This is a genomic window from Natronospira bacteriovora, assembly GCF_030848495.1.
GTDB classification, from domain to species: Bacteria; Pseudomonadota; Gammaproteobacteria; order Natronospirales; family Natronospiraceae; genus Natronospira; species Natronospira bacteriovora.
Window position 1 is genome coordinate 104794 of the sequence record NZ_JAVDDT010000007.1, and the last position, 12715, is coordinate 117508.

11 protein-coding genes are annotated in these 12715 nt (G+C 60.5%); 6 read left to right on the top strand and 5 right to left on the bottom strand.

What is annotated here, in order from left to right; all coding sequences use genetic code 11:
• Window positions 1-83: 83 nt before the first annotated feature.
• The 6 genes from hppD (at window position 84) to RBH19_RS10950 (ending at window position 7319) form a co-directional block, all read left to right on the top strand.
• Window positions 84-1142, top strand: a complete 1059-nt coding sequence (hppD, locus tag RBH19_RS10925; protein WP_306728892.1) for a 4-hydroxyphenylpyruvate dioxygenase — start codon at window positions 84-86, stop codon at window positions 1140-1142.
• Window positions 1143-1284: 142 nt separating this feature from the next.
• Window positions 1285-2595 carry a homogentisate 1,2-dioxygenase gene (gene hmgA, locus RBH19_RS10930; RefSeq protein ID WP_306728893.1) on the top strand — a complete coding sequence of 437 codons (1311 nt, stop codon included), beginning with the start codon at window positions 1285-1287 and terminating at the stop codon, window positions 2593-2595.
• A 49-nt stretch (window positions 2596-2644) separates the two neighbouring features.
• The gene (locus tag RBH19_RS10935) at window positions 2645-3625 is read left to right on the top strand and encodes a fumarylacetoacetate hydrolase family protein (RefSeq protein WP_306728894.1); all 981 of its coding nucleotides are present in this window, start codon (window positions 2645-2647) and stop codon (window positions 3623-3625) included.
• A gap of 198 nt (window positions 3626-3823) precedes the next feature.
• Window positions 3824-4486: a maleylacetoacetate isomerase gene (gene maiA / locus RBH19_RS10940; RefSeq protein ID WP_306728895.1), complete on the top strand. Its 663-nt coding sequence runs from the start codon at window positions 3824-3826 to the stop codon at window positions 4484-4486.
• On the top strand, window positions 4473-4784 hold the full coding sequence (locus tag RBH19_RS10945; protein WP_306728896.1) for a hypothetical protein: 312 nt from the start codon (window positions 4473-4475) through the stop codon (window positions 4782-4784). The genes maiA and RBH19_RS10945 overlap by 14 nt, the downstream gene beginning before the upstream one ends.
• Before the next feature lie 42 nt (window positions 4785-4826).
• Window positions 4827-7319, top strand: coding sequence for an acyl-CoA dehydrogenase (locus RBH19_RS10950; protein WP_306728897.1), 2493 nt, complete (start codon window positions 4827-4829; stop codon window positions 7317-7319).
• A 55-nt stretch (window positions 7320-7374) separates the two neighbouring features.
• Here the strand turns inward: RBH19_RS10950 and RBH19_RS10955 are convergent, their stop codons facing one another.
• Genes RBH19_RS10955 through RBH19_RS10975 form a run of 5 tightly spaced genes read right to left on the bottom strand, consistent with a single transcriptional unit; the run spans window position 7375 to window position 12655 of the window.
• On the bottom strand, window positions 7375-7842 hold the full coding sequence (locus tag RBH19_RS10955) for a DUF4826 family protein (protein ID WP_306728898.1): 468 nt from the start codon (window positions 7840-7842) through the stop codon (window positions 7375-7377).
• A 10-nt stretch (window positions 7843-7852) separates the two neighbouring features.
• Window positions 7853-8974: a cell division protein ZapE gene (gene zapE / locus RBH19_RS10960; RefSeq protein WP_306728899.1), complete on the bottom strand. Its 1122-nt coding sequence runs from the start codon at window positions 8972-8974 to the stop codon at window positions 7853-7855.
• An 11-nt stretch (window positions 8975-8985) separates the two neighbouring features.
• The gene (locus RBH19_RS10965; RefSeq protein WP_306728900.1) at window positions 8986-10944 is read right to left on the bottom strand and encodes an acetoacetate--CoA ligase; all 1959 of its coding nucleotides are present in this window, start codon (window positions 10942-10944) and stop codon (window positions 8986-8988) included.
• A gap of 26 nt (window positions 10945-10970) precedes the next feature.
• Entirely contained in the window at window positions 10971-11909 is a 939-nt protein-coding gene (locus tag RBH19_RS10970) for an electron transfer flavoprotein subunit alpha/FixB family protein (protein ID WP_306728901.1), read from the bottom strand.
• Window positions 11909-12655, bottom strand: coding sequence for an electron transfer flavoprotein subunit beta/FixA family protein (locus RBH19_RS10975; RefSeq protein ID WP_306728902.1), 747 nt, complete (start codon window positions 12653-12655; stop codon window positions 11909-11911). Before RBH19_RS10975 ends, RBH19_RS10970 begins: the two co-directional genes overlap by 1 nt.
• Between the last annotated feature and the right edge of the window lie 60 nt (window positions 12656-12715).

The window sequence follows — 12715 nt, forward strand, 5'->3', positions numbered from 1 at the left end:
ACCAGCGCCGGGCCCGGAACAAGCCGGGAGGGGCGGCGTTCGTCGTGGTGCCGCATTCTGTGACTTTCCAACGGAGAGCGATCATGAGCGAACAGTACGACAACCCCATGGGGACCGATGGTTTTGATTTCGTCGAGTACGCGGCGCCGGAACCGCAGCTGCTGCACGATCTCTTCAAGGCCATGGGCTTTACCGCCGTGGCCAAGCACAAGAAGCGCAATGTCACCCTGTATCGCCAGAACGACAGCAACTTCCTGGTGAACGAGGAGCCCGGCAGCTTCGCCGAAGATTTCGCCAGGGAACACGGCCCCTGCGCGACCGGCTTTGCGATCCGCGTCAAGGACGCCGATCACGCCATCAAGCTGGCCCTGGAAAAGGGTGCCACCCAGTTTGGCAAGAAGCCCGAGACCCTGGCCGTGGATGCGCCGGCCATCGAAGGCATCGGTGGCAGTGCCCTCTACCTGGTGGATCAGTACGGTGACCAGGGCGACCTCTACGAGGATCAGTTCGACTTCTTCGAAGGCGTGGAAAAGCGGCCCAAGGGCTTCGGTCTGGATTATGTGGATCACCTGACCCACAACGTCCACTACGGCAACATGGACGAGTGGTGCAAGTTCTACGAGGATCTCTTCAACTTCCGTCAGATCCGCTACTTCGACATCAAGGGCAAGAAAACCGGCCTGAACTCCCGGGCCATGACCAGCCCGGACGGCATGGTGCGGATTCCGATCAACGAGTCCTCGGATGACAAGTCCCAGATCGTCGAGTACCTGAACGAGTACAATGGCGAGGGTATCCAGCACATTGCCCTGTTCACCGACAACATCTACGACACCGTGGAGAACCTGCGCAGCAAGGGTATCGACTTCCTGGATACCCCGGATGCCTACTACGAGCTGATCGACGAGCGCATCCCCAACCACGGCCAGCCCGTGGACAAGATGCAGGACCTGCGCCTGCTGATTGACGCTGACCAGGAGCACAAGGACCGTCTGCTGCTGCAGATCTTCACCAAGAACGTCATCGGCCCGATCTTCTTCGAGATCATCCAGCGCAAGGGCAATGAAGGCTTCGGTGAAGGCAACTTCACCGCCCTGTTCGAAGCCATCGAGCGCGACCAGGAGAAGCGGGGCGTTCTCTAAAGAGTGAACAGATGAAAGTGAACAGTGAACAGATGGGGCGGGCGTAGCCCGCCCGCTTCTTCCTGTTTACTGGGAACTGTTCACTGGGGACTCTTAATTGGTGAGCAGGTATTTGAGTCATTGACCTGTAAGGGGTAGATCGATGGCAATGAATGGAACGAAGGGCTATATGACTGGCTTCGGCAGCGAGTTTGCCACCGAGGCAGTCGAAGGGGCCTTGCCGGAAGGGCAGAACTCGCCGCAGCGGCCGCCTCATGGGCTGTATGCCGAGCAACTGTCGGGTACGGCCTTTACCGCGCCTCGTCACCGTAACCTTCGCAGCTGGCTGTACCGGATCCGTCCGGCGGTGATTCATGGCGAGTTTCGTCAGATCAAGGAAGGCAGCTTTCACAACCGCTTTGACGAAGTGCCGCCCACACCCAATCAGCTGCGCTGGGGCAAGCTGCCCATGCCCAAGGGCAAGGTGGATTTCGTCGATGGCCTGTTCACCATGGCCGGCAACGGTTCAGCGGCTTCCCAGTCCGGCATTGCCGTCTATCAGTATCTCGCCAACCGCTCCATGGAAGATCGTTTCTTCTATAGCGCCGATGGCGAGTTCCTGATCGTGCCCCAGCAGGGCCGGCTTCGCCTGGACAGCGAAATGGGTGTGCTCGAAATCGAGCCGCAGGAGATTGCCGTCATTCCCCGCGGGGTGCGGTTCCGGGTGGTGCTGCTGGATGATGTGGCCCGCGGGTATGTGGCCGAGAACTTCGGTGCGGCCCTGCAACTGCCGGATCTGGGCCCCATCGGCGCCAACGGGCTTGCCAACCCGCGCGACTTCCTCTACCCGGAAGCCGCCTGGGAGGATGAGGAAGGTGATTTCGAACTGGTGGCCAAGTTCCAGGGTCATCTGTGGTCGGCGTCAATCGGCCATTCACCCCTGGATGTGGTGGCCTGGCACGGCAACTACGCGCCCTACAAGTATGATCTTCGCCGTTTCAATACCATCGGCTCGATCAGCTATGACCACCCGGATCCGTCCATCTTCACCGTGTTGACTTCGCCCTCGGGCAAGCCCGGTGTGGCCAATATGGATTTCGTGATCTTCGGGCCGCGCTGGCTGGTGATGGAAGACAGCTTCCGTCCACCCTGGTATCACCGCAACATCATGAGTGAGTTCATGGGGCTCATTCATGGCGAATACGATGCCAAGGAAGCCGATGAGGAAGGTGGCTTCGCACCGGGTGGTTCCAGCCTGCACAACTGCATGTCCGGCCACGGGCCGGATGCCGGCAGCTTCGAGAAGGCCACCGCGGCCGATACCTCGAAACCCCAGAAGATCGAAGACACCATGGCCTTCATGTTCGAGACCTGTCTTACCTACAGGCCCACAAAACAGGCCATGGAAAGCCCGGCCCTGCACAAGAACTACCAGGACTGCTGGAAAGGGCTGAAGAAACACTTCAAGGGCTGACCGTAACGCATTCAGTCAGCCCTAAACGAACTTGCAAGGAGTTTTTCAAATGAAACTGGCATCCCTGAAAAAGGGTCGTGATGGCGAGCTGATCATCGTCAGCCGTGATCTCAAGCAGGCCGTGAAGGCCAGTGATATTGCCCCGACGCTGCAGGCCGCCCTGGAAGACTGGGCCACTGTGGAGTCGAAGCTCAAGGCGCGTTTCGATGAGCTGGAGGCCGGCAAGGCCGAGGGCAGCTTTGCCTTCACGCAGGATGAAGTGGCCGCCGTGCTGCCGCGCAACTTCCAGTTCCTGGATGGCAGCGCCTACCTGCCCCACGTGGAGCGGGTCCGCAAGGCTCGTGGTGCCGAGCTGCCGCCCCAACTGCTGGACGATCCCCTGATGTACCAGGCCGTCAACGATGGTTATGACAGCCCGCGGGATCCCATCCGGGTGGCCAGTGAAGACTATGGCATCGACTTCGAGTCCGAAGTGGGTGTGATCGTGGATGATGTGCCCATGGGCGTCTCCGAGGAAGAGGCCGGCAAGCACATCAAGCTGATCCTGATCCTCAACGACGTGTCCCTGCGCAAGCTGATTCCGGCCGAACTGGCCAAGGGCTTTGGCTTCATTCACGGCAAGCCTCGGTCCGCACTTTCTCCGGTCGCCATCACCCCGGATGAGCTGGGCGAAGCCTGGCAGGGCTACAAGGTTCATCTGCCACTGATCACCCATTACAAGGGTGAAGAATTCGGGCGCCCGAACTGTGGTGTGGACATGCAGTTCAGCTTTGCCCGCCTGGTGGCCCATGCCGCCAAGACCCGGCCGCTGGCTGCCGGTACCCTGGTGGGCTCCGGCACCATTGCCAACCGGGACGAGTCCCTGGGTTCCTCCTGCCTGGCCGAGAAGAACGTGCTGGAAGTCATCAACGAAGGCGAGGCCAAGACCGGCTTCATGAAGTTCGGTGACACCGTGAAGATCGAAATGCTGAATGCCGATGGCCATTCCATTTTCGGATCCATCGAGCAGACGGTGGAACAGTATAAGTGAACAGTGAACAGTTCCCAGTGAACAGCAGGCCGTGCCCACGGAGTTGCCGTGCCGCTTCGGCAGGGCAGCACACACCCAAGGCTTAGAAGTCAACAGTAGACAAGCCGTGAATGCACGGCGAGCCTGTTCACTGGGAACTGGGAACTGGGAACTGGGAACTGGGAACTGGGAACTGTTCACTCTCTATAGGAGGCCGGGATGAAGCTGTATACCTACTGGCGCAGTACCGCCGCCTACCGGGTTCGCATTGCCCTGCACCTGAAAGGGCTGCGCTGTGAGCAGGAGCCCGTGCATCTGGTCAAGGATGGCGGCGAGCAGAACAAGGGTGAGTACCGTGCCGTGAATCCCCAGGGGCTGGTGCCAACACTGGTGGATGGCGGGCATGTGATTACCCAGTCGCTGGCCATCCTCGAGTATCTGGAAGAAAAGCACCCGGAGCCGGCGCTGCTGCCATCAAACCCTGTGGAGCGTGCCAGAGTTCGCAGCCTTGCCCAGATCATTGCCTGTGAGGTTCATCCCCTGAACAATCTGCGGGTATTGCAGTACCTGGGTAATGAGCTGGATCTGGGAGAGCGTCAGAAGAAGCACTGGTATCACCACTGGCTGGAGCAGGGGCTGAAGCCTCTGGAGCGCCGTCTGGCCAATGAGACCCGCACCGGCCGTTTCTGCCACGGTGATTCCGTGACCATGGCCGATCTGTGTCTGGTGCCGCAGCTCTACAATGCCCGTCGCTTCGAGTTTCCCCTGGATGATTATCCGACGCTGCGTCGTATTGACGAGGCCTGCCGCGAACTCAATGCCTTCCGGGCCTCCGCCCCGGAAGCCCAGCCGGATGCGATCAATCCTGATGAGCCCCGCTGAACCTGGCAAGCTTGATCGGGCGGGCTTCCTCATCAGTGTGGCGGGAACGCTCATGGCCGTGTTCGCCAGTTGCCTGCTGCTCTACACCTCGGCACTGATCATCACCCAGAGCCTGTTACCCGCCCTTCGGGCCGATGAGCCCGGCTTGGCACGGGCTGCCTTTCTTGGTCTGGAGTTCAACGGTTACGCTGTCCTCTTTGCCGCGGCGGCCTATCTGCTTTTGGGCTTCATTGCGCTGGCACTGGCAAACCGGCAGGCCCGGCGCGCCAGAGGCCTCTGGCAGCAGCGTAATTCCTGATTCCGGGCGCGCTCGGAAATCCGTTTCCTGGAGAGTGAATCAATGATGGAAATCTGGCTTCAATCCCAGCCCCTCTGGTGGTCCGCAATCGTGCTGTTGCTGCTCGGCGCGACCCTGTTTTCCGTTTCGCGCTGGCTATGGACGCCGCTGCTTCTGCTGCTGGCCGGCGGCATGGTCTGGATGACGGAAATGGCGGTGGTCAGTGCCGTTGTGCTGTTCCTGGTCGCGATTGTTCCAGCCCTGCTTGCCTTGCTGGGCCCACTGCGCCGCCTGGTCCTGGTGAGGCCGATGATGGCCTTCTATCGCCGTGCCATGCCGGAGATTTCGGATACCGAGAGGGCCGCGCTGGAAGCGGGCAGTACCTGGTGGGATGCGGAGCTGTTTACTGGCCGGCCGGACTGGAATCAGCTGCTTCGCTTTCCGAAGGCCACGCTCAGCAAGGAAGAACGGGATTTTCTGGATGGCCCCACCGAACGTCTGTGCGCGCTGCTGGACGATTACAAGATCGACAATGTCACCCGGGATCTGCCCCAGGAGGCCTGGGACCTGATTCGTTCCGAACGCTTCTTCGGCATGGTCATTCCCAGGGAGTATGGCGGCCTGGGTTTTTCCCAGTATGGGCATGCGGCGGTGGTCATGAAGATCGCCAGCCGCAGCATCAGCGCCGCCCTTACCGTCATGATTCCCAATTCCGTTGGGCCGGCGAAGCTGTTGCTCAAGTACGGCAGCACCGCTCAGAAGCAGTATTACATTCCCCGCCTGGCAAGGGCCGAGGACATTCCCTGCTTTGCGCTGACGAGCAATGACGCCGGCAGCGATGCGGGCTCACTGCAGGATTCAGGGGTGGTCTGCAAACAGGACCATGCAGGGCAGCAGGATGTATTGGGTATCCGCCTGAACTTTGACAAGCGTTACATCACCCTGGCACCGGTCGCGACCCTTCTGGGTGTGGCCTTTCGACTGCAGGATCCGGAAGGCCTCTTGGGCGGCGAGAAGGAGCTGGGCATTACCCTGGCGCTGGTGCCCGCGGATGCGCCCGGCGTGGAAAAGGGTTACCGCCACGATCCCAATCAGATGTCCTTCATGAACGGTCCTGTTCGTGGCAAGGATGTGTTCATTCCTCTGGAGAACATCATCGGCGGCCGGGAGTTCGTCGGCCGCGGCTGGCGGATGCTCATGGAAAGCCTGACCGACGGGCGCGCCATTTCCCTGCCGGCCCTGAGTACGGCCACGGCCAAGACCAGCCATCGTCTGGCGACGGCCTATGCCCGGGTGCGAGAGCAGTTCGGCGTGGCCATCGCCGATTTTGAAGGCATTCAGGAGAAGCTGGGCCGGCTGGCGGGCAATACCCACGCCATGGATGCGGCCCGACTGGTGACACTGGCGGCTCTGGATGAGGGGCACAAGCCCTCGGTCATCTCGGCCATCATGAAGTACAACATGACCGAGCGTGCCCGGGACGCCGTCAACGATGCGGTAGAGATCCATGGTGGGGCGGCCGTGTGCCTCGGTCCTCGCAACCCGCTTGGCCAGTTCCAGCGTTTCCCGGCCATTGGCATTACGGTTGAGGGTCATAACATCCTGACCCGAACCTTGATTACCTTCGGTCAGGGTGCCATCCGTTGTCACCCTCATCTTCTGGATGAACTGAACGCGGTTCAGGGTCAGGTATCGGGTTCACCCCTGAAGGCGTTTGACCGCGCCTTGTGCGGGCATGTGGGCCATGCCCTTGGCAACGGGCTGCGTGCTGTCGTGCTGGGTTTGACGGATGGACGTTTCAGCGCTGCACCGGCGACGGCTCCCCGCTCCCTGCGCCGCTGGTACCGACGCCTGAACCGGGCTTCGGCCAGCTTTGCCGTGATTACTGATCTGCTTTTGCTCAGCTATCGGGGTGAGCTCAAGCGCAAGGAACAACTCTCCGGCCGCATGGCGGATGCCCTAAGCCAGCTTTACCTGGCCTCAACCGTACTCAAGCACGCCCACGATCGTGACTATCCGCAGGCCACGGCTGACGCCATGAACTGGGCACTGCATGACAGCCTGGCCCGCTTTCATCGCGCCATTGATACCCTGTCGCGCAATGTGGGCGGTTTCACCGGCTGGCTGATTCGGCGGCTTGCCTTTCCCGTGGGAGGTCGCTGGCATGACGTTCCCGACGCACTGGTGAGAAGTCTGGCGGCGAGTGTGAGTCATGGTGGCGAAGCGCGCGCGCTGCTGAGCGAGGGGATGTACATTCCGCCGGCCGGCAGTGCTGATCGCATGGACGTGCTGGAACAGGCCATGCGGGCAATGGAAGAAAGCGCCGGTTTGCGGCGCAAGCTTCGGAAAGCAATTCGCAAGGGGGCGGTCACCCCGATCCTGGGCGACTACAAAGCAACCGTGGAAGCGGCCCAGGCAGCGGGTCTTGTCGATGACCGTGAAGCCCGTCAGCTGATTCGCACCGAGGAGCTACGGTTCGAGGCGATTCGCGTTGATGAGTTTGCCGAGCTGGGAAGCCGCCTTGAAGAGGGAGGCCGGGTTTCCGGCATGGGGTGAGTGAGCAAGCGCCCGGCTCCCGCCGGGCGCGCAGGCCTGGAGCGGAAGGCTCCTGTCACTCCGCCGTCGGGGGTTCCTTCCGGATTCCCTGCCAAAGCTCGTCACGCTTGGCGAGTTCATACAGTTTCTCGGCTTGCTTCTGAAACTGCTCTTCGATGCTCTTGTAATCGATCTGACCTTTCTGTCCGCCCTGTTCGGCCGCGGATCCGATACGCGCCCCATTCAGTTGCCAGCGCATGGAGAAGTGTTTGGCGGCTTCCCTTGGATCCTTGGCCGCCTTCAGCTCTACCACGTCCGGGGTGACGTCTTCGCCACCGATAACCCAGACCTTTCTTTGCGGGGTGTCTTCTTGCCAGGCGACACCCAGCAGGATCTGTCCCGGCATGGCCCATCTCGCTTCTACCCGCGCATGGCCCTTGAAGATGCCCTTCTGCACCAGTCGGCGAGCCAGATCCTGAGCGACTTTCTCGCCCCACGCCTTGATGGCTTCCGGATTGTCCAGTTTTTCCTGTTCCTCACGCATCTCGATTCCCTCAAGGTTGATGGGGTAGGGCCAGATAGTCTCTTGTCTGCATCTCCAGCAGTCGGCTATGCGTACGCTCGAACTCGAAGCGAAGCTTCCGGCCCTGATACAGTTCATCCAGCGGCGCCGCCGCTGAAATGATCATTTTCACATTGCGATCATAGAATTCATCGACCAGGGCAATGAAGCGCCGGGCCGCGTTTTCCTGGGTTGTACCCATTACAGGCACATCGGACAGTAGTACCGTGTGATATTCATGAGCCAGGTCGATGTAGTCATTCTGGCTTCTCGGTCCGTCGCACAGCGCATCGAAATCAAACCAGGCCACGCCGTCGCCTTCGCCCCTTGCGGGGATATGGCGGCCGAGGATCTCGATATCAAGACCACCTTCCTCGCCATCCGGGGCCAGGCCCCGGAAGGCACTCCGGATCAGCTCCTCAGCCTGCCGATCCAGTGGTGAGTGAAAGATCTCGGCCTTTTCCAGTACGCGCAGTCGATAGTCCGTGCCTCCGTCTACGTTCAGCACGCGAGTATGTTGCTTGATGGCCTCAATGGCAGGCATGAAGCGTTGACGCTGAAGGCCATTGAGATACAGCTTGTCGGGTGGAATATTGGAGGTGGCAACCAGTGAAATGCCACGCCTGAACAGTGCCTTGAGCAGACCGCCCAGAATCATGGCATCCGCCACGTCGGAGACGAAAAACTCGTCGAAACAGAGCACCCGGGTATCTCGGGCGATGTCATCGGCTATCGCTTCCAGTGGATACTGGCGGTCACCATGGCGCTTGAGGCCGTCATGGGCCTGGCGCATGAAACGGTGGAAGTGCAGACGCCGTTTCTCCTCAAAGGGCAGACTGTCATGGAAAATGTCCATGAGATGCGTCTTGCCCCGGCCTACGCCACCCCACATGTAGAGTCCCTGAACCGGAGACAGGTCACGGGCCGGCCCCAGGTACCTTCGACGCAAGCCGTGGAGCCAGCCTGTCCGGTATCTGAGCAGCTCGCGATAGACCGTGTCCAGGGCGTCAACGGCCTTTTCCTGAGCCGAATCCCGCTCGAAACCGGCGGCAATATCCGCCTCCCACCGTGCCTTGGGGCCATCAGCCGCCGCTTGGTTCACGGCCCTGTTCATGCCGTGTTTCCTCAGTCTTCCTGCAGTTCCGGACGATCCCGGAAATGCGTCAGCGCTTCCGGGTTCGCCAGGGCCGACTGGTTCTTCACGGTGTCACCGTGAATGACCTGCTGAACCGCCAATTCGACGATTTTGCCACTGATGGTTCGTGGGATGGCCTGCACCTGCAGGATCTTGGCCGGCACATGCCGAGGCGTGGCATTGGCGCGAATGGTCTTTCTGAGCCGTTGCCGAAGGTCATCATCCAGCTCCAGGCCTTCCCGCAGCACCACGAAAAGGATCACGCGCTGGTCATCCTTCCAGTTCTGTCCGACTGCAATGGATTCCACCACCTCGTCCAGCTTTTCCACCTGGCGGTAGATCTCGGCCGTGCCAATGCGCACGCCGCCGGGATTGAGTACGGCATCGGAACGACCGTAAATGATCATGGTGTCGCGTTCGGTCAACTCCGCATAATCGCCGTGGGCCCAGACATTGTCGAAAGTGTCGAAGTAGGCACCGTGGTAGCGTGTCCCCTCGGGGTCATTCCAGAACATCACTGGCATGCTTGGGAAGGGAGCCGTGCAGACCAGTTCGCCCTTTTTGGCGCGAATGGGCTGGCCGTTATCGTCAAAGACGTTAACTGCCATGCCAAGACCACGACACTGGATTTCCCCACGGTAAACCGGAAGTGTCGGGTTGCCGAGGACGAAGCAGGACACGATGTCAGTGCCTCCGGAGATGGAAGAGAGACAGACATCGTGTTTCATCTCCCCGTAGATGAAGTCATAGTTCTCGGGCAGAAGCGGAGAGCCGGTGGATAATATGGCCTTGAGGCTACCCATGTCATGGTCGCGGGATGGCTTTTCGCCGGCCTTCTCCAGTGCCGAGAAGTACTTGGCGGACGCGCCGAAAACGGTAATGCTTTCTTCTTCGATCAGCTTGAGCAGGCTCTTCGGTCCCGGGTTAAAGGGCGAACCGTCGTAGAGAACCACCGTGCTGCCCACCGCCAGGCCACTCACCAGCCAGTTCCACATCATCCAGCCGCAGGTGGTGAAGTAGAAGAAGCGATCTTCCCGGTTCAGATCCGTGTGCAGTACCAGTTCCTTGAGATGCTGGATCAGGGTGCCGCCGGCGCCGTGAACGATGCACTTGGGCTTGCCGGTGGTGCCGGAGGAAAACAGGATGTAGACCGGATGGTCGAAAGGCAGCTGTTCGAATTCGATTTCCCCGCCTTCGTCGGCGGCGAAATCCGACAGCGTGCGTGCTTTATCAAACGCTGACAGGTCCGGTTGCTCGGAGAGATTCGGTACCACAATCAGCTCTTCCACCGATGGCATCTGATCCAGGGCTTCACGCACACGGGGCAGGGCATGAATCTCCTTGCCGTTATACCAGTAGCCATCAGCCGTGATCATGACCTTCGGCTCAATCTGGCCGAAACGGTCCAGCAGGCCGCTGACACCGAAGTCCTGAGAGCAGGAGGACCAGATGGCGCCAATGCTGGTGGTGGCCAGCATGGCGATGATGGTCTCCGGCATGTTGGGCATGTAACCGGCCACCCGATCACCCACGCCCACGCCGGCGGCCTTCAGGCCCTTGGCCAGTTTCGCGGTTTCTTCATACAGCTCGCGGTAGCTGAGCGCACGCTGATGCCCCTGTTCATCACGAAAGATCAGTGCCGTCTGGTCATCCCGGTAACGCAGCAGGTTCTCGGCAAAGTTGAGGCGGCTGCCAGTGAACCAGCGGGCCTTTCGCATGTGCTCAGCCGGTTCCAGTACGGCCTCCCAGGGCTGTGAGGCCTTGATGCCACAAAATGCCCAAATGGCCGGCCAGAAACGCTCGGGGTTTTCTACCGACCAGCGGTAGAGGCCGGAATAGTTCGTTACATTGGCCGAATACTCCTGGCGGACATGGTCCATGAAGCGGGCCATGTTGGTCTCGGCAATCCGATCCTCGCTGGGCACCCAGACAGGTGTCGGCTCAGTCATAGTGCGGTCCTTTATGGGCAGCGACTTCAGTCGAGCGCCCTTTCCAGTTCCGGAATGATCTCGAACAGATCCCCCACCAGGCCAATATCGGCAATCTCGAAGATGGGGGCGTCGGGATCCTTGTTCACGGCCACGATGGTGCCGGCATCCTTGATGCCGGTGACATGCTGGATGGCACCGGAAATGCCAAAGCAGATGTAAAGCTCAGGGGCAACGATCTTGCCGGTCTGGCCCACCTGCATGTCATTGGGCACGAAGCCGGCATCCACGGCCGCGCGGGAAGCGCCCACGCCGGCACCCAGCTTGTCGGCGATGCGATAGATGATCTCGAAGTTTTCCTTGTTGCCCACACCGCGACCACCGGAGACCACGCGCTGTGCGGATTGCAGGTCCGGGCGGTCGCTCTTGTGCACTTCCAGATCCACGAAGCGGGTGTGCGTGGGCAATTCCACATCCAGGGCCTTGTCCGTGATCTGGGCGCTGCCACCGGTCTTTGCGTCCTTGAAAGAGGCGGTGCGAATGGTGCCGGTGACGACGGTATCGGAGGGCGCCTTGACGGTGACGATCACGTTGTTGGCATAGATGGGCCGCTTGAAACTGTGGGCATCCAGCACTTCCATGATGTCGCTCACCTGGGGCGAATTGAGCAGGGCGGCCACGCGCGGCATCACATCCTTGCCGAAGGTGGTCGAGGGCATGAAGACGTGGCTGTAGCCATCCGCCAGTGCCTTGATCTGCGGGGCCAGCGTGGCGGCCAGTAGGTGTTCGTTCTCTTCGCGTTCCACCTTGATGACGGTGTCGGTGCCTTCCAGCGCGGCCGCCTGTTCGGCTATCTCGCCGGCGTTGGCCGCGAAGACGGCGATGTCCACGGGGTGCCCGACGGCCAACGCCGCTGTCAGTGACTTGGCGGTGGAGGGGTTGAGTTTCTTGCCGTCATGTTCGGCGATCAGTAGCGTGCGGCTCATTACAGCACTCCCCGTTCTTTCAGTTCGCTCACCAGTTCTTCAACGGATTCCACCTTGTGTCCGCCCTTGCGTTCGGGTGGCGCCTCGTGGGTCTGGATCTCCAGCACCGGTGGTGTTTCGACACCCAGCTCGTCCAGCGGGCGGGTATCCAGCGGTTTGCGCTTGGCCTTCATGATGTCCGGCATCTTGACGAAGCGCGGCTCGTTCAGGCGCAGGTCCGTGGTGACCACGGCCGGCAGATCGATTTCGATGGTTTCCAGGCCGGCATCCACCTCGCGGGTGGCCCGGGCCTTGCCGTCCGTGAATTCCAGCCTGGAGGTGAAGGTGGCCTGGGGGCGATCCCACAGTGCGGCGAGCATCTGGCCAGTCTGATTGGCATCATCGTCGATCGCCTGCTTGCCCATCAGCACCAGGTCGGTGCCTTCCTCTTCACGAATCTTGAGTAGCACACGGGCAGCCAAGGGCGGCTGAACCAGCTCATCGGTCTCCACCAGAATGGCTCTGTCGGCGCCCATGGCCAGGGCTGTACGCAGCTGTTGCTGGGCCGCGCCCACCCCGATGGTCACGGCGATGACCTCTTCCGCCTCACCCCGGTCACGGATGCGCAGGGCTTCTTCCAGCGCGATCTCGTCGAAGGGATTGATGCTCATCTTCACGCCATCGGTGACCACACCGCTGCCATCGCGATTCACCTTGGCCTTGATGTTGTAGTCGATGGTTCGTTTTATGGGAACCAGGATTTTCATTAAGTTGGTCCTCGTTGCGGGTTCGCGTGTTTGTTTCTATTCAGGGAAGTGAACAGTTCC

Bases quoted from the DNA above. Each gene is read 5' to 3' on its own strand.
- hppD (WP_306728892.1), top strand. From the start codon at position 84: ATGAGCGAACAGTACGACAACCCCATGGGGACCGATGGTTTTGATTTC.
- hmgA (WP_306728893.1), top strand. From the start codon at position 1,285: ATGGCAATGAATGGAACGAAGGGCTATATGACTGGCTTCGGCAGCGAG.
- RBH19_RS10935 (WP_306728894.1), top strand. From the start codon at position 2,645: ATGAAACTGGCATCCCTGAAAAAGGGTCGTGATGGCGAGCTGATCATC.
- maiA (WP_306728895.1), top strand. From the start codon at position 3,824: ATGAAGCTGTATACCTACTGGCGCAGTACCGCCGCCTACCGGGTTCGC.
- RBH19_RS10945 (WP_306728896.1), top strand. From the start codon at position 4,473: ATGAGCCCCGCTGAACCTGGCAAGCTTGATCGGGCGGGCTTCCTCATC.
- RBH19_RS10950 (WP_306728897.1), top strand. From the start codon at position 4,827: ATGATGGAAATCTGGCTTCAATCCCAGCCCCTCTGGTGGTCCGCAATC.
- RBH19_RS10955 (WP_306728898.1), bottom strand. From the start codon at position 7,842: ATGCGTGAGGAACAGGAAAAACTGGACAATCCGGAAGCCATCAAGGCG.
- zapE (WP_306728899.1), bottom strand. From the start codon at position 8,974: ATGAACAGGGCCGTGAACCAAGCGGCGGCTGATGGCCCCAAGGCACGG.
- RBH19_RS10965 (WP_306728900.1), bottom strand. From the start codon at position 10,944: ATGACTGAGCCGACACCTGTCTGGGTGCCCAGCGAGGATCGGATTGCC.
- RBH19_RS10970 (WP_306728901.1), bottom strand. From the start codon at position 11,909: ATGAGCCGCACGCTACTGATCGCCGAACATGACGGCAAGAAACTCAAC.
- RBH19_RS10975 (WP_306728902.1), bottom strand. From the start codon at position 12,655: ATGAAAATCCTGGTTCCCATAAAACGAACCATCGACTACAACATCAAG.